The 14,988-nt window shown below is 67.5% G+C and carries 14 protein-coding genes; 4 read left to right on the top strand and 10 right to left on the bottom strand.

Annotated elements, in window-relative coordinates; all coding sequences use genetic code 11:
- Positions 1-42: 42 nt before the first annotated feature.
- The 6 genes from F1D05_RS24340 to F1D05_RS24315 form a co-directional block, all read right to left on the bottom strand.
- Positions 43-477, bottom strand: coding sequence for a MerR family transcriptional regulator (locus tag F1D05_RS24340; protein WP_185442709.1), 435 nt, complete (start codon positions 475-477; stop codon positions 43-45).
- A 34-nt stretch (positions 478-511) separates the two neighbouring features.
- Complete coding sequence (locus F1D05_RS24335; protein WP_185442707.1) at positions 512-1,561, bottom strand: aminotransferase class V-fold PLP-dependent enzyme; 1,050 nt, start codon at positions 1,559-1,561, stop codon at positions 512-514.
- 42 nt (positions 1,562-1,603) lie between these two features.
- Positions 1,604-2,215, bottom strand: a complete 612-nt coding sequence (locus F1D05_RS24330; RefSeq protein WP_185442705.1) for a hypothetical protein — start codon at positions 2,213-2,215, stop codon at positions 1,604-1,606.
- Positions 2,216-2,224: 9 nt separating this feature from the next.
- The gene (locus F1D05_RS24325; protein WP_185442703.1) at positions 2,225-2,725 is read right to left on the bottom strand and encodes a Rieske (2Fe-2S) protein; all 501 of its coding nucleotides are present in this window, start codon (positions 2,723-2,725) and stop codon (positions 2,225-2,227) included.
- A 31-nt stretch (positions 2,726-2,756) separates the two neighbouring features.
- The gene (locus tag F1D05_RS24320; protein ID WP_185442701.1) at positions 2,757-3,356 is read right to left on the bottom strand and encodes a DUF6529 family protein; all 600 of its coding nucleotides are present in this window, start codon (positions 3,354-3,356) and stop codon (positions 2,757-2,759) included.
- A gap of 122 nt (positions 3,357-3,478) precedes the next feature.
- A complete protein-coding gene (locus tag F1D05_RS24315) occupies positions 3,479-3,910 on the bottom strand; it encodes a MarR family winged helix-turn-helix transcriptional regulator (protein ID WP_185442699.1) in 432 nt (143 codons plus the stop codon).
- Positions 3,911-3,968: 58 nt separating this feature from the next.
- On the opposite strand from F1D05_RS24315, the gene F1D05_RS24310 reads away from it, so the two are divergent.
- The 3 genes from F1D05_RS24310 to F1D05_RS24300 all read left to right on the top strand — a co-directional run bounded on the left by F1D05_RS24310 (position 3,969) and on the right by F1D05_RS24300 (position 5,395).
- The gene (locus tag F1D05_RS24310) at positions 3,969-4,373 is read left to right on the top strand and encodes a VOC family protein (RefSeq protein ID WP_185442697.1); all 405 of its coding nucleotides are present in this window, start codon (positions 3,969-3,971) and stop codon (positions 4,371-4,373) included.
- 90 nt (positions 4,374-4,463) lie between these two features.
- Positions 4,464-4,700 carry a hypothetical protein gene (locus F1D05_RS24305; RefSeq protein ID WP_185442695.1) on the top strand — a complete coding sequence of 79 codons (237 nt, stop codon included), beginning with the start codon at positions 4,464-4,466 and terminating at the stop codon, positions 4,698-4,700.
- A 74-nt stretch (positions 4,701-4,774) separates the two neighbouring features.
- Positions 4,775-5,395 carry a TMEM175 family protein gene (locus F1D05_RS24300; protein WP_185442693.1) on the top strand — a complete coding sequence of 207 codons (621 nt, stop codon included), beginning with the start codon at positions 4,775-4,777 and terminating at the stop codon, positions 5,393-5,395.
- 95 nt (positions 5,396-5,490) lie between these two features.
- Here the strand turns inward: F1D05_RS24300 and F1D05_RS24295 are convergent, their stop codons facing one another.
- Entirely contained in the window at positions 5,491-5,958 is a 468-nt protein-coding gene (locus tag F1D05_RS24295) for a GNAT family N-acetyltransferase (protein WP_246485930.1), read from the bottom strand.
- Positions 5,959-6,051: 93 nt separating this feature from the next.
- Here F1D05_RS24295 and F1D05_RS24290 point away from each other — a divergent pair, with 93 nt between their 5' ends.
- Positions 6,052-8,106, top strand: coding sequence for a penicillin acylase family protein (locus tag F1D05_RS24290; protein ID WP_185442691.1), 2,055 nt, complete (start codon positions 6,052-6,054; stop codon positions 8,104-8,106).
- Positions 8,107-8,642: 536 nt separating this feature from the next.
- Here F1D05_RS24290 and treZ read toward each other — a convergent pair.
- Genes treZ through glgX form a run of 3 tightly spaced genes read right to left on the bottom strand, consistent with a single transcriptional unit; the run spans position 8,643 to position 14,915 of the window.
- A complete protein-coding gene (gene treZ / locus F1D05_RS24285) occupies positions 8,643-10,364 on the bottom strand; it encodes a malto-oligosyltrehalose trehalohydrolase (protein WP_246485929.1) in 1,722 nt (573 codons plus the stop codon).
- Position 10,365: 1 nt separating this feature from the next.
- A complete protein-coding gene (gene treY / locus F1D05_RS24280) occupies positions 10,366-12,801 on the bottom strand; it encodes a malto-oligosyltrehalose synthase (protein WP_185442689.1) in 2,436 nt (811 codons plus the stop codon).
- A complete protein-coding gene (glgX, locus tag F1D05_RS24275) occupies positions 12,798-14,915 on the bottom strand; it encodes a glycogen debranching protein GlgX (protein ID WP_185442687.1) in 2,118 nt (705 codons plus the stop codon). Before glgX ends, treY begins: the two co-directional genes overlap by 4 nt.
- Between the last annotated feature and the right edge of the window lie 73 nt (positions 14,916-14,988).

Genomic DNA, 14,988 nt, shown 5'->3' with positions numbered 1-14,988 from the left:
CTGAACTGTGCACGCCTTCCCTGAGCCTCCTGCCTGCCTGGGTCAGGCTGTTTCTTCGCAGTTGTTGGGGTTGGTCGAGGGGCCTACCCAGAGGGTGTCTGCGGTGCCCTGGTTGAGGTGGTCGGTGTAGATGTCGACCTTGTAGGTGATCACCCGCAGGCACTCGGTGAGTTCCTCGATCTGCTCGGCGACGTGCTGCTGGTGACTGCGGAGCAGCTCGAGGCGCTCCTGCTCGTTCCCTGAGCCCTGGCGGATCAGTTCGGTGTATCGCCGGATCGTCTCCAGCGGCATCCCCGACGAGCGGAACTTGACGCACATGTCCAGCCAGTCCACGTCGTCCTCGCTGTACACCCGCCGCCCGTTCGCCTCCCGGCGTACCGGTTCCGCGAGAATGCCCTCCCGCTCGTAGAACCGCAGCGCGTGCACGCTCAGCCCGGTCCGCTCGGCGACCTGTCCGATACTCAAATCCGCAGTCATACGGCCCAAGGTAGCCCGACTCCTAGACCCGGCTCTAGGTAATTAACCCCTCCAGCGCCTTGAGCGCCAGCTGGACATCGGCCTCGGTCGAGTAGACGTGGAACGACGCTCGCAGCCGCCCGCCACGAACCGCTGCCCGAATCCCCGCCGCCGCGAACGCTTCCTCGGCCCCCGGCAGCTCAGCGCTGACAATCGCCGAATCACCAGGCGGCAACCCGAGCCCCGCCCGGAACTCGTTCGCCAGCCCAAGGTTGTGCCGGTAGATCTCCTCGACCCCGATCTGCTCGATGAGTTCGAGCGCCGGCGCCGCCCCGACGAAGCAGAACCACGCCGGCGACTGGTCGAACCTCCGCGCCCCCTTGGCCAGCCGCATCCGCGTCCCGTAGTACGAGCTGTGCACATCCTCACCGGCGTACCAGCCGGCGGCCATCGGACGGCATCGCTCCTGCAGCCGCGGTGACAGGTACCCAAGCGTCGCCCCTCGCGGCGACATCATCCACTTGTACGCATGCGCGACCAACGCGTCGACCCCGGCGACATCGAGCGGCAGCCAACCCACCGCCTGGCTCGCGTCCACGACCAGCAGCGCGCCAACTTCCTTGCTGGCAGCAACAACCTTGGCAAGGTCGAGCACGGTACCGGTGGCCGACTGGACCGCGCTGACCGCGACCAGGTCGATACCGGGCCGAATCGCGTCGAGCAGCTTGTCCGTACCGGCCGAGACGACGTGAATGCCGCGGTCCTCGTGCACCTTCCACGGAAACACGTTCGAGGTGAACTCGATGTCATCCACCAGCACCGTCGATCCGTCCGGCAACGAGTCCGCGATCGGCGCGAGCGCCGCCGACACCGTGCTACCGACGAAGACGTCCGCCGCATCCGCCCCGACCAGCCGGGCGAACGACTCGCGAGCGCGGGTCGTCGACTCGTCCCACGGCTCCCAACTCGTCGCACCGACCTGCCAGTCGCCGAGCGCCGCCTGCAACGCCTCCCAGGCCGGCCGCGGCGGCAGCCCGTACGACGCCGTGTTCAGCCACCCGGGCCGCGGCTCCCACAATCCTGCGAAGTCGCCAACCGAGCTCATCTTCCACTCCTGCCTCTGGACACGGCTACGACTCTACGAGGCCTACTTCACAGCGCGCTTGCCGGCTGGATCGAGGGCGTGCCAGGTTCCCTTGACGCCCTCGCCCAGGACATCGCCGGGAACCTTGTCCTTGATGAACAAGTAGAGCGGCCAGCCGCCGAGCGTGGCTTGCACGTCACCGTCCGGGCGGACCACCTTGCCGAGCCTGGCCTGTTCCACGCCGGCGCCGGCGACGACTCCGCCCTTCCCTACGTACACAGGCTTCCACGCGGTCAGGCAGGTCTGGCTCACACAGACCGACCGTGGCGGGTCGGTGCTGTCCAGGACCGACAGGTAGACCGTGAGCCCGTCAGCGTTGACCGCGGTCGGCCCCAACTTCGTAGTACCGGCTTTGATCACTACCGGTGCATCAGCGCTCGGCGGTGTGGAAGGCGTGGCCGATTGGCTCGCGGACGGCGTCCCGGACGGCTCGGTTGCGGACGGCTGGACGGTGGATGGTTGGACAGTGGGTGGTTGAGTTGCGGGAGGTTGCGTAGCCGGCGGCAGTACTGCGGCCGGGGCGCTGGTGGCGACGTTGCCGACCGCCGGGCTGAAGGCCGCGACCGCGACGGTCGCTCCGATCACCCAGAGCATCGTGGGCAGATTCTTGAACATGAGCCGCCCCTAAGCCTGGAAGATGGCGCCGTCGCGCTGCTGAAAGGCGATCGCCGGCAACGCCTTCCGAGCCGGTCCGGCGACCGGCTCGCCACTGGTGGCGTTGAACTTGCTGCCGTGGCACGGGCAGTTGATCGTGCCGCCTTCGACAGCGGTGACGGAGCAGCCCTGGTGCGTGCAGATCGCCGAGAACGCGGACACCTTGCCGCTCTGGTCCTTGGTCAGCACCACGTTCTTGTCCTTCAGGATCACCCCACCACCGGCCGGGATGTCCGCTACCTGCGCCAACGCGTTCGGCGCCGGCTGCGATGGCTGCTCGGGTGCGGAGGTCGCGGGCTGCGTTCCCGGCGCGGTTGGCGCGGGTTGTGTCGCCGGCGCGCTCGACGCCTGCGGGGCCGGAGTCGCGACGGGCGCCCGCTGCACGACACAGCCACCCAGTACTACGGTCGCCGCGGCACCACCGGCGAGCAGTACCGTCCGCCGCTCGACTGCTTTCTCAGACTTGCTCATTTTCCAGCTCCTGTTCGGGAAACGGCAGCGCTCAGTGCAGCGGGACGCCGGATTGGGTGAAGTACCAGAGCGCGGCCGTGGCCCAGGCTCCGACCAGCAGGGAGAACAACAGACCGCCGGAGACCGGAAGCGCCCAGTTGGGCATCTTGTTGGCGCGCAGCGCGAGCATCTTGGTCGTGAAGGCGCCATAGAAGGCACAGCCGAACAGCGAATGCAGTGCGGTCCGGGTATCGAAAGTGCTGTAGCCGAGGCTCCACAAGCAGTGGTAGGCGACCGGCAAGGTCGCGACGAAGGCGATGGAGCCACTCCACCGGTGGAGCTGCGACAGATATCCCGGTGCCTGCCGCTTGACCGGCAACCGGCCGTACATCCACAAGGCCGACACCACCTGGAAGATCACCAGTACTACGGCCGCTGTCGCCAGCCACGCCTTCATGGGTGTCAGTGAAGTGAACCCGACCAGCAGCGCCAACGGCCGTCCGGTCGGCTCATGCACCTTCCCGTAAACCCCCAGTGACAAGGCGACCAGCGCTCCTGCCACCGCGAACACCAACAGCAGCAGCGCCCCCCGCGCTGCTCCTGCACCGTCGTCGACGACCGCAGTACCCGTGCTGCCACTCTTCGCGTCCATCGCAGGTTCCGCCCCTCTGTGACGCAACCCCCTCGGTGGCGTCGTATAGGGCAGTACGTCTACAACCGACAACCGGTTCAACGGAAGAGCCAACAGGCCCCGCGCCCCGTTCCGGCTCTTCGTTACTGTTTGGCGGAGTCTTGGTGGATCTTTGTTACCAGGCGGTGCAACGTCGCCCGCTCGGTCGCCGTGAGCGGGTGCAGAGTTGCCTTTTCAACCTCCCGTACTACGGTTCGCGCGGTCGCCAGCGCCTTCTTCCCCCTCGGGGTGAGCGAGATCCGGTACCGGCGGCGGTCGGCCGGATCCCGGTCGCGCGAGACGAGGCCGTCCGCCAGGAGGCCGTCCATCAGGCGCACCATGTCACTCGGATCGACCGCCAGCCCGGCCGCCAACTCGTTCTGCGCCGCGGGACCCTGGTCGCCGAGCTCGGCCAATGCGGCCAGTTGCCAGAGGCTGATCCCCGGCTTGATCGCCAGCCGCTCGGCGGTCGCGCGACGACCGGCCACTCCCACCTTGTGCAGCACGAACGTGGTCATCCCGAGCAGCGTCTCCATCGCGCTATTGTAGGCTCTCACCAATGGTTGGAAGATCCCCACTAATCTGGAGCTGACGATGGACGCGCTGTACCCCCGCCTCCTGGTTCGCGATTTCCCTGCCGCCGTGGACTTCTACCGCGGCGTACTGGCCGAGCTGTTCGACATCCAGCCGGTCAAGGTGATCCCCGAGGCGGCGTACGCGAACTGGGATATCGACGGCCAGACCGGGCTGGTCCTCTACGGCCAGGCGGTGATGGCCGAAACGATCGGCACCACCGCGCTCCACGTGGCGGCCGAGTCCCAGGACGGCGCGATGCTCGTCTTCAAGGTCGACTCGGTGGACGCGGCGGTCACCGTCTTCGAAAGGTTCGGCGCAAGCGTGTTGGCGCCCGCCCAGGACCGCCCCCAGTGGGGCCCCACTCTCCGCACCGCCCACCTCCGGGCCCCCGACGGCACTCTCGTCGAAATTCAGTCCTACTGAGACCCGAGGGGACTGTTGCGGCGACCAGGACGCGGCTAGCTTGAGGCTTGCGTGTCCTGGGGTCCCCCGGGCCCACCGAGGAGGATGACCATGAGCTTCGACAGGCCAGAACTGCCGCACCCCGGACACAAGGCGCACGAGGTCGAGATCGACGAGACGCTGGCCGAGGAAGGGATCGACCTGACCGACGGCGGCCTCGACGGAATCGACCATCCCGGCGCGATCTCGGCGGGCCCGGTGCCGAACCCACCGCGGCGGCCGGCCCGGCCGGCGGATGAGGCAGCGCAGCCGGTGGACGACCCCGCGCACGAAGACCCGGCGCACTGACCCAGCCGCGGTACTCGGTTCGGCCGGCGGCGAAACCAGTCGCCGGGACCTCCCCGACGGTGTAGAACTCTGCCGTGGCCAACGATTCCGCCCTCGCGGAGACCAACCGGATCGAAGCGTTCAGTGACGGCGTCTTCGCGATCGCGATCACCCTGCTGGTGCTGGAACTGCACGTTCCCGAAGCACCCGACGGCGAGCTCTGGCATGCCCTGCGCGAGGAGTGGCCGCAGTTCGGTGCGTACCTGACCAGCTTCGCGATCCTCGGCATCATGTGGGTCAACCACCACTCGATGTTCCAGCAGATCAAGCGGGCCGACCGCGGGCTGATGTTCCTGAACCTCCTCCTGCTGCTCTGGACCGCGCTGCTGCCGTTCCCGACCAACCTGGTCGCCGAGAAGCTGCGAGAGCACTCGATCGACGCGAACGTCGCGGCGGCCGTCTACAGCGCCAACCTCACCCTGGCGGCGATCGCCTTCAGCGCGATCTGGTGGCACGTCCTCCGCAAGCACCTGGTCGACCACGAGCTGACCAAGGCCGAGGAGCGCAAGTCCGTACTGCGGTATTCGATCGGCACCGCGTTCTACGCCGCGTGCATCGGCCTGTCCTTCATCTCGGCGCCGCTGACCTTGCTCGTCCAGTTCCTGCTGGCCGCGTATTACGGCTTCGAGCAGCTCCGCACCCGCAGTAGCAGCTGAGCTTCGCCGAGGATTCTCCCGGGGTTGCTTGCCAGCAGCCGCGAGGACTCTGAAGGGGCCTACAAGGGTCGCGACGCCCGATGTGACGAACAAGATCAGAGCTCTAGAAGCCTTCGGAAGTGAGTGACCTGTACGCCGGGGGCGACTGTGATTCGTTCGGTTTCCTGGTAGCCGCGGGAGAGGTAGAGCTGAGTCGCTGGGGTGTTCTTGGTGCCTGTGGAGACCAGGCTGGTTGGGCGGGGTTCCAGGGCGTCCAGGCGGTCGAGTAGGGCTCGGCCGTGGCCCTGGCGGGCGTGAGCCGGGTCGACGATGAGCCGGCTGATCAGGACGGTGTCTGGGTCGGGGAACTCGTAGGCGACGGCGCCGACCAGCGAGGTGCCGTCGTACCGGCCGAGCCAGTGTTCGGTGGACGCCATCAGGCCGGCGAGATCCTCGTGGAGCGGCGGGATGCCGTCGAAGCCGATCAGTTCGGCCTCGACCGCGTAGGCGCGGTGCTGGACGGTCAGCAGCTGTTTCGCGGTCTCGGCATCGGTCACGTCGATGGTTCGGATCTGTTGGCTCACGACTCATCGTCACATGTCCCCGAGGGTGTAAACCCCGTGCCGGGCCCGGAGCGCGACGGTAGGTTGGTGGCCCCGACCAGCGGAGGATGTTGAGTGAGCGCCGAGACCTTCCGGGATGCGTGGGGCGTGCCGCACCTGAGAGCAGCCGATCCACTGGAGCTGGCTCACCTGCAAGGCCGGAACGCGGCCACCGATCGCGCGTGGCAGATCGAGTTGCATCGGCGGCGGTTCCTCGGGACCAGCGCGGCGTTCCTAGGCACCGAGGCGATCGGCTGGGACTCCTTTGCCCGTCAGGCGCGCCTTGCCGATACCGCTGAGCGCTGCTACCGCAACCTCGACGACGAGACGCGCGCCTGGCTCACGGCGTACGTTGCAGGCGTCAACGAAGGCATGCCGGCAGGCGCGGGGGGCGCCCCGGAGTTCGCCAAGACAGGGCTGACCGTGCAGGAGTGGGAGCCGTGGGCGCCGCTCGGCAACTGGCTGGCGATCCACGTCCTGTTCGCCGGATTCCCGAGCAAGCTTTGGCGCGAGCATGTCGTCCACCACCTCGGCGACGCAGCCGTCGACCTGTTCGACACCGAAGGCCCCAGTACCGCGGGGAGCAACGGCTGGCTCATCGCTGGAGACAACACCGCGACCGGTGCACCGGTGATCGCGGGCGACCCGCATCGATACATCGAGAGCCCGGGAATCTATCAGCAGGTGCGGCTCGCCTGCCCGCAGTACGACGTGGTTGGGCTGGCCGTGGCGGGGATTCCCGGGATCGCGCACTTCGGCCACGCCGGCAAGGTGGCCTGGGCGATCACCAACGCGATGGCCGACTACCAGGACCTGTACGCCGAACAGCTCCGGCGCACCGAGGATGGCGTCGAGGCACTCGGTCCGGACGGATGGCGGGCGACCTCCGTACAGACCGAGGTGATCGAGGTCGCCGGGGCCGCATCGGTCGAGGTCGAGGTGATCGAGACCGACCGTGGTCCGGTCATCATCGGCGGTCCGGGCGAGCACGCGATCAGCCTGCGGTACCCGCCGCGGGTCACCGGGCGACTGGGCTTCGAAGTACTTCCGAAGTTGCTGGCAGCAACCACCGTTGGCGACATCGACGCCGCGGTCGGCGATTGGGTGGAGCCGGTCAACGTCCTTCTCGCGGCCGACACCGGGGGTGGGCTGCTGCATCGGACCGCCGGCCTGGTGCCGAAGCGCGATCCGGAGAACCAGCTCCGCGTCGTACCGGCCTGGGAGCCGAAATACGAATGGCAAGGCCGGCACGACCCGATGCCGCGGGCAACCATTGACGGGTTCGCCGTGATGGCGAACGCTCGCGAGGTGGCCGAGCCCCTGGGCACGGAATTCGCCGCGCCGCACCGATCCAACCGGATCCGGCAGCTCGTCAGCTCGCGCTCCGACTGGACCGCGGCCGAGATGCCGCTGATCCACCGCGACACCAAGCTCCTCTCGGCTCCGCTGCTGCTGGATCTCCTTGCAGGCTTGGAAGATCTGTCACCAAAGGCAACTTCAATGCGTGCGGAGCTTACGGCGTGGGACCAGCGGATGGACGCCGACAGCACCACCGCCTCAACGTACGCGGCCTATCGCAAGGCGCTCATTCATCGCCTCGCCGACCATCCCTCGCTGGCCGTACTCGAGAACGACCTCGATTGCCCCGAGTTCTTCGAGCCTTGGATGGACACGCTCACCCATGTCGCCGCCGCGCTGGAGAGCCTGGTCACCACCCATCTGCTCCCGGACGTCAACATCCGCTGGCTCGCCCGGGAAGCCCTTGAAGAAGTTGCCCACAGCAAGCCCCGGAAGGCGTGGGGCGAAACCCACCAACTCACTCCTCTGCACGCCCTGCGCGGCCCGCTCTTCACCCCGACGGAGGAGCCGATCGACCTCGCACTGTCCGGTGACCACCACTGCGTGATGTCGACGTCGCCCATCCCCGGACTCACCGACCAGTGCATCCGCTCCTCAGCCGCCCGCTACGCCTGGGACCTGGCCGACCGCACCAACAGCGCCTGGTCGGTCCCCCTAGGCTCCTCCGGAATCCTCGGTAACCCCCACCACCACGACCAACTCCCCCACTGGCTGCAGGGCGCACTCCTACCGATCACCACCGACTGGTCCCTGCTGACCCCGGAGAACTGACTTCGTCGGCCTGTGCGGGTATGGCCCGCCGCCATCCCGCTGGCCGGCTGGCTACTCGCCCGAGCCAGCTGATCCCCTTCGGACAGCCGTACTCCCGCTCGGCACGCCGGCTGGCCGGGTCTGGCGGGACTGGTAGACAGACTGCCGAGCAGGGTGAGGTCAGGCTGGAGTGGGATCGGTGGTTCGGGACTTATGGTCCCGGCCGGCGGCTCGGCGGTCGACCGGTGGGTGGTCAGCTGCGCGGGGGGCTGGGCAGACCGGGCCTCGGCGGATGGGGCCGCCTCCTAGTCGCCTGCTCTTCCACTGCTTTTCTTCGTAGTCGTAGTAGGTGTCGACGCCTCCGACTGCCATTGGTGTCCTCCCGGTCTACCCCCGCGAGTTGCGATGCCTCGTCCACAGTCCGTCACCAAGCACCTGAAATACAAGCGATTCTTCAAGTACCCACCGACAACCGGACTCAGCCGACAGATTTGTCCGCATTTGTCCAGACTTGTCTACCCACAAAGGGGTTTCGGCGAGATCTCAAACGCTTTACTTCACACCGCGAAGACAGCGACGCCGTGACCTGAGAGGCGAACACCCTCCGCGACCAGCTCGGTCGAGCCGAACGACATCACCTCGTACGCCGGTACGCCGTCCAGCGGGATCTCCGTGGTCTCCGCCGACAGGTTCACCACCACCCGCAACGAACCCCGGCTGACCACCAGCCAACCGTCGCCCGCGACCACCCCGACGGAGTCCAGCCGGTCGTTGCGCAGGTCCTCGTTCCGCGCCCGCAACGCCACCAGGTCGCGGTACCAGCGCAGCAACTCCGCGTGCGGCGGTTCGTCGACCTCGGTCCAGTCCAGCACCGAGCTCCGCCAGGTCTCCGGATCCTGCGGATCGGGAATCTCCGCGGCGTCCCACCCGTACGCGGCGAACTCCCGCCGCCGCCCGCTCCGCACAGCCTCGGCCAACTCGGGCTCGGTGTGGTCGGTGAAGTACCTCCAGGGCGTGGAGGCGCCCCACTCCTCCCCCATGAAAAGCATCGGCGTGTACGGCGAGGTGAGCACCAGCGCGGCGCCGATCGCCAACTGCCCCGGCGTCAACGCGGGCCGGTCGCCGAGAGCGCGGTTGCCCACCTGGTCATGGTTCGAGGTGTAGGCGAGGAACGCCGAGCCGCGGTGCCGTGCGGGATCCACCGGGCGGCCCCAGTCCTTACCGCGGAAGCTCGAGTACGACCCGTCGTGCAGGAACACCTGGGTGAGCGTCTTCGCGAAGACATCAGGCTCCGCGAAGTCCGCGTAGTACCCGGCCCGCTCGCCGGTCAGCAGCGTGTGCAGCGCGTGGTGGAAGTCGTCACTCCACTGTGCCGTCATCCCGAGCCCACCGTCAGCGACCGGCTCGACCGTCTGCGGATCATTGAGGTCCGACTCAGCCACCAGCCCCAGCGGCCGCCCCAGCTCCTTGCTCAATGAGGCCACCTCGAGAGACAGCTGCGCCAGCAGGTGAGTCGGACTGTCGTCCACCAGCGCGTGTACTGCGTCCAGCCGCAAAGCATCGAGGTGGAACTCGCGGAACCAGCGCAGCGCGTTGTCGCAGATCCACCGCCGTACTTCGTGACTGCCGTCGTCGTCCAGGTTGACCGCCGGACCCCACGGTGTGCTGTGCCGCGAGGTGAAGTACGGCCCGTACGAGTCCAGGTAGTTCCCGCTGGGTCCGAGGTGGTTGTAGACGACGTCCAGGCAGACGGCCAGCCCCACCGCATGGCACTGGTCGACGAACCGCTGCAACGCCTCGGGACCGCCGTACGGCTCGTGGACGGCGTAGAGGTCCACACCGTCGTACCCCCAGCCGTGCCGCCCCGGGAAGGCAGCGACCGGCAGCAGCGACACCACCTCGACACCGAGCGCCACCAAGTAGTCCAGGTGGCCGGCAGCGGCTTCCAGTGTCCCCTCGGGGGTGAAGGTGCCCAGGTGGAGTTCGTAGAAGACAGCCCCCCGGGCGTCTCGCCCGGCCCAGTCCGCGTCGCTCCAAGCGAAGCGGCTGGAGTCGAAGACCCTGCTGGAGCCGTGTACGCCGTCCGGCTGCCAGGGACTCCGCGGATCTGGCATCGGGTCGCTGCCGTCGACAGAGAACGCGTAGTCCGTCCCGTGCCCACCCTCGGCCTCAACCGACCACCAGCCAGCTGGCCGCGCCAACATCGGCACCGAATCGGCGCCAAGGACCAGCGAGACCGTCGAAGCGGCGGGAGCCCAGACAGTAAAGGTGTGCAGCAAGTCAGCTCCTAGCCAGCAACGCCACCGGGAAGTCTGCCAGCAGCTCGTGAATCCGAGCCGCTCCACTACCCATCGGACGCCCACTTAACACGTCCTGCCAGCTCCCTTCGGGCAGTACGACGGTGCTGTCGCCCCACCCGCCCAGCCGATGCAGAGCAACCGGCAGCCGGGTCGCGATCGTCACAGTCGCGTCCCCGCGAGCAAACGCGACAGCGTGCCCACTGGAGGTCGGCAGTGGCTTGTAGGACCCTGCGAACGCCTCTGGCTCCTGCCGCCGCAACCGCAAGGCTCGTGAGGTGACCAGTAGCTTCTCGTCGGCCAGCCCATCAGGACGAGCGCCGTCGTCGAGCCGGGCCAGTCGAGCGATCCGCTGCGAGTAGTCCACCGGCCTGCGGTTGTCCGGGTCGACCAGCGACAGATCCACGAATTCGCTGCCCTGGTAGACATCTGGGACACCCGGCATCGTGAGCTGCACCAGCTTCTGCCCGAGCGTGGCTGCCCTGACGTACTCCGCCTGCGAGTCAGCGAACCGGCGTACGGACTCCAGCACCGCCTGGTCAGCCAGGACCCTCGTCGCGAAGGCAGCGACGGCCTCCTCGTACTCCGAGTCCGCCGACGTCCAGCTCGTATGGCGCTTCGCCTCGCGGATCGCCTTCTGCAGATAGGCCTGCAGCCGGTCCTCGGCGAGCGGCCCGTCGTCCCAGGTGCCGAACAACGTCTGCCAGACCAGGTACTCCGTGCTGCCGTCGAGCTTGGCATCGCGATGGTCGTCCGCCAGTGATCGCCACGAGCGCACCGCCTCCGCCCAGGCGGCAGGCTGCTCCGAGAGCACTGCCAGCCGGGCCCGAACGTCCTCGGAGCGCTTGGTGTCATGCGTGGAAAGCGTTGTCATCGTGCGCGGCCAGCGCTGGTTCAGACGGGCCGCGTACGCGTGGAACTCCTCCGGCGAGACGCCGAAGTGGGCGGGATCCCCACCGACCTCGTTCAGCGACGAGAGCCGGAACCACCGGTAGAACGCGGTGTCCTCGATCCCCTTCGCCATCACGGGTCCACAGGTCTGCTGGAACCGGACGATCAGCTCATGCCTGGCATCCTCGTCGATCCGGCTCGCAGTACCGGCTTCCCTGCCCAGCAAGAGATCCCGCACGAGCTCCAGCGTCTCCTGCTGCTCGTCGTCCAGGTTGCGCCGCGCCAGCTCGACCGCGTGATCCAGTGCATGTATCGCGGTCGGCGGCGGCTGCTCACCCGGTACTACGTACGCGCGGTACCGGTCGAAGTTCACCAGCAGCTCGACGACGACCTCATGGAAGGCCCGCCGCGTGTGGTCACGCAGCCGGACGTCGTCCTGGCAGATCCGGGCCAGCAGCTCCACCAGCCGATGCACCTCGGCGTACTGCCCGTGCCGCACCACCTCGCGCTTGGCCTGCTCCACCACCGGGGCGAAGTCGGCCGGCTCGCCAGTCAGCTCCGAGTGGAACGCGGCGAGCGGAGCGGCTCCGGCCGGGTCGACGAACAGCCCGCCGACTCGCAGCAGAGCGTCGTACCCGGTAGTGCCGGCGCAGGGCCAATCACCAGGCAGCTCCTCGTCGCCTTCGAGGATTTTCTCCACCACGACCCACGCACCGCCCGTGCGCTCGGCCAGTCGGCGCAGATAGCCGCGCGGATCGGCCAGGCCGTCCGGGTGATCGATGCGGAAACCGTTGAGCTTCCCCTCGTGCAGCAACTCGAACAGCAGCTCGTGGGTGGCCTCGAAGACCTCGCGGTTCTCCACCCGGACAGCAGCGAGCGTGTCGACGTCGAAGAAGCGCCGGTAGTTCAGCTCCTCGTCTGCGACCCGCCAGTGCGCGAGGCGATACCACTGCTCGGTGACCAGTTCGGCGATCGGTAGCGTCTCGGTACCAGGCCGTAGCGGGTACTCGTGCTCGTAGTACCGCAGTACATCGCCATCGACCGACAGCTCACCGTCAGCGAGCACCTTGCCGATGCGCTGCCCGAGCACTGCCATCAGCAGCGGCTGGTTCCCGGCACCCCAGTCGACATCGAACCACTCCGCGTACGGCGAAGTCGGGCCGTCGCGCAGTACCGACCACAGCGCCGCGTTCAGCCGTGCGGGCGTCGGCACCGCGACATGGTTCGGTACTACGTCCGCGATCGCGCCCATCCGGTGATCCGCCAGGGCCGCGGCCAGCCGGTCGAAGGCCTCGCGACCACCGGCCTGCTCCGACAACCTGGAATGGTCGACCACGTCGTACCCGTGCGTGGACCCGGGCGCGGCCTGCAGGATCGGGGACAGGTAGGCATGCGAGATCCCGAGATTGTGCAGGTACGAGACGACCTCGGCGGCGTCGTCGAACCCGAACCCGGCGTGAAGCTGCAGTCGGTAGGTGGCCTGCGGGTGACCGGAGTGGTGGGGTGGGGTGGGAAAGGGCACCGTCATGCGGTGCCCTGCCGCGGGCGGGTCAAAACCAGCGTGCCGTGGGCCTCGATCCGGACCGTGCTGCCGGCGGCGTGTTCCTCCTCGTTGGCGCGGCCGGTCGGGCGGATGGTGTCCACCACAACCGTCCATGCCTCGCCGTACTCCTTCGGCGGCAGCAGGAACTCTTGTGCTTCGTAGTTGCTGTTGAGCAGGATCAGGAACGAGTCATCCACCACCGGCTCCCCGCGCGGGTCGGGCTCGGAGATGGCGTCGCCGTTGAGGAAGACCGCGACAGCCCGGGCGTCGTCGCGGCTCCAGTCGTTGGCCTGCATCTCTTGCCCGGCCGGGGTGAACCAGACCAGGTCGCCCAGCCCGTCGACCCCCGTGTCGCCGTGGAAGAATCTGCGCCGGCGCAGTACGGGGTGGTCGTTGCGGAGCCGGACCAGGCTGCCGGTGAACTCCAGCAGGTCCTTCTGCTCCTCGGTGAGGTCCCAGTTCACCCAGGCGAGCTCGTTGTCTTGGCAGTAGACGTTGTTGTTGCCCGACTGGCTGCGGCCCAGCTCGTCACCGTGCGCGAGCATCGGAACACCCTGCGAGATCATCAATGTGGTCAGGAAGTTGCGCTGCTGCTTGGCCCGCAGCTTGCGCACCTCGGCGTCGTCGGTCTCGCCCTCGGCACCGCAGTTCCAAGAGCGGTTGTGGTTCTCGCCGTCGTTGCCGCCCTCGTGGTTCGCGTCATTGTGCTTGTCGTTGTACGAGACCAGGTCACGCAGGGTGAAACCGTCGTGCGCGGTGACGAAGTTGATGCTCGCCAGCGGGCGGCGGCTGTCGTCGCGGTAGAGGTCCGACGAGCCGGTCAGCCGCGACCCGAACTCGGCCAGCGTGTACTTCTCGCCGCGCCAGAAATCCCGCACGGTGTCGCGGTACTTGCCGTTCCACTCCGTCCACAACGGCGGGAAGTTCCCCACCTGGTAGCCGCCGTCACCGACGTCCCACGGCTCCGCGATCAGCTTCACCTGGCTCACCACCGGGTCCTGCTGGACCAGGTCGAAGAACGCCGACAGCCGGTCCACCTCGTGGAACTGGCGGGCCAGCGTGGAGGCCAGGTCGAACCGGAACCCGTCCACGTGCATCTCGGTCACCCAGTAGCGCAGCGAGTCCATGATCAGCTGCAGCACGTGCGGGTGCCGCATCAGCAGGCTGTTCCCGGTGCCGGTGGTGTCGTAGTAGTGCGACCTGTCCGAATCCACCAGCCGGTAGTACGCCGCGTTGTCGATCCCCTTGAACGACAGCGTCGGGCCCATCTCGTTGCCCTCGGCCGTGTGGTTGTAGACCACGTCGAGGATCACCTCGATGCCGGCCTCGTGCAGCGCCTGCACCATCGTCTTGAACTCGGTCACCTGCTGGCCGCGGGTACCGTTCGAGGAGTAGGCGTTGTGCGGGGCGAAGAAACCGATCGTGTTGTAGCCCCAATAGTTCGACAGGCCGTTCTCCTGCAGATGACCGTCCTGGGCGAACTGGTGCACCGGCATCAACTCCACCGCCGTCACCCCCAGGTCCTTGAGGTGATCGATGATCGCCGGATGCGCCATCCCGGCGTACGTGCCGCGGATCTCCTCCGGCAGGCCCGGATGCGTCTTGGTCAGGCCCTTCACATGAGCCTCGTAGATCACCGTCTGGTGATAGTCGTGGCCCGGCGGCCGGTCGTTGCCCCAGTCGAAGAACGGGTTCGTCACCACCGACAACATGGTGTGACCACGGTTGTCCATCGTGTTCAGTTCGGCCGGCTTGTCGAACCGGTAACTGAACAGTGACTCGTCGGCATCGACCTGCCCGTCGATCGCCTTCGCATACGGATCCAGCAGCAGCTTCGACGGGTTGCACCGATGCCCCTCCGCCGGGCTGTACGGGCCATGGACCCGGTAGCCGTAGCGCTGCCCCGGCTGGACCGAGGGCAGATACGCGTGCCAGACGAACCCGTCCACCTCGGTCAACTGGATCAACTGCTCGGAACCGTCATCACCGATCAACGCCAGATCGACTTGCTCGGCAACCTCCGAGAACAACGCGAAGTTCGTACCGGAACCGTCATACGTGGCTCCGAGGGGATAGGGACGACCAGGCCATTTCTGCACCCGACGACAGTAGCCACCCCTCCCCCCACACGAAGAACCGCGGCGGGTTTTCGTCCCGAAAGTTCACCGGCGA

It is taken from the genome of Kribbella qitaiheensis (assembly GCF_014217565.1).
Taxonomy (GTDB): domain Bacteria; phylum Actinomycetota; class Actinomycetes; order Propionibacteriales; family Kribbellaceae; genus Kribbella; species Kribbella qitaiheensis_A.
The sequence above is the reverse complement of the archived record's forward strand: the minus strand, read 5'-3'. Positions and strand labels throughout refer to the sequence as shown.

What these genes read in the sequence shown, in the direction of transcription:
- F1D05_RS24305 (WP_185442695.1), top strand. Translation starts at nt 4,464, where the DNA reads ATGAGCTTCGACAGGCCAGAACTGCCGCACCCCGGACACAAGGCGCAC.
- F1D05_RS24330 (WP_185442705.1), bottom strand. Translation starts at nt 2,215, where the DNA reads ATGTTCAAGAATCTGCCCACGATGCTCTGGGTGATCGGAGCGACCGTC.
- F1D05_RS24335 (WP_185442707.1), bottom strand. Translation starts at nt 1,561, where the DNA reads ATGAGCTCGGTTGGCGACTTCGCAGGATTGTGGGAGCCGCGGCCCGGG.
- F1D05_RS24320 (WP_185442701.1), bottom strand. Translation starts at nt 3,356, where the DNA reads ATGGACGCGAAGAGTGGCAGCACGGGTACTGCGGTCGTCGACGACGGT.
- F1D05_RS24310 (WP_185442697.1), top strand. Translation starts at nt 3,969, where the DNA reads ATGGACGCGCTGTACCCCCGCCTCCTGGTTCGCGATTTCCCTGCCGCC.
- F1D05_RS24325 (WP_185442703.1), bottom strand. Translation starts at nt 2,725, where the DNA reads ATGAGCAAGTCTGAGAAAGCAGTCGAGCGGCGGACGGTACTGCTCGCC.
- F1D05_RS24315 (WP_185442699.1), bottom strand. Translation starts at nt 3,910, where the DNA reads ATGGAGACGCTGCTCGGGATGACCACGTTCGTGCTGCACAAGGTGGGA.
- treY (WP_185442689.1), bottom strand. Translation starts at nt 12,801, where the DNA reads ATGACGGTGCCCTTTCCCACCCCACCCCACCACTCCGGTCACCCGCAG.
- F1D05_RS24340 (WP_185442709.1), bottom strand. Translation starts at nt 477, where the DNA reads ATGACTGCGGATTTGAGTATCGGACAGGTCGCCGAGCGGACCGGGCTG.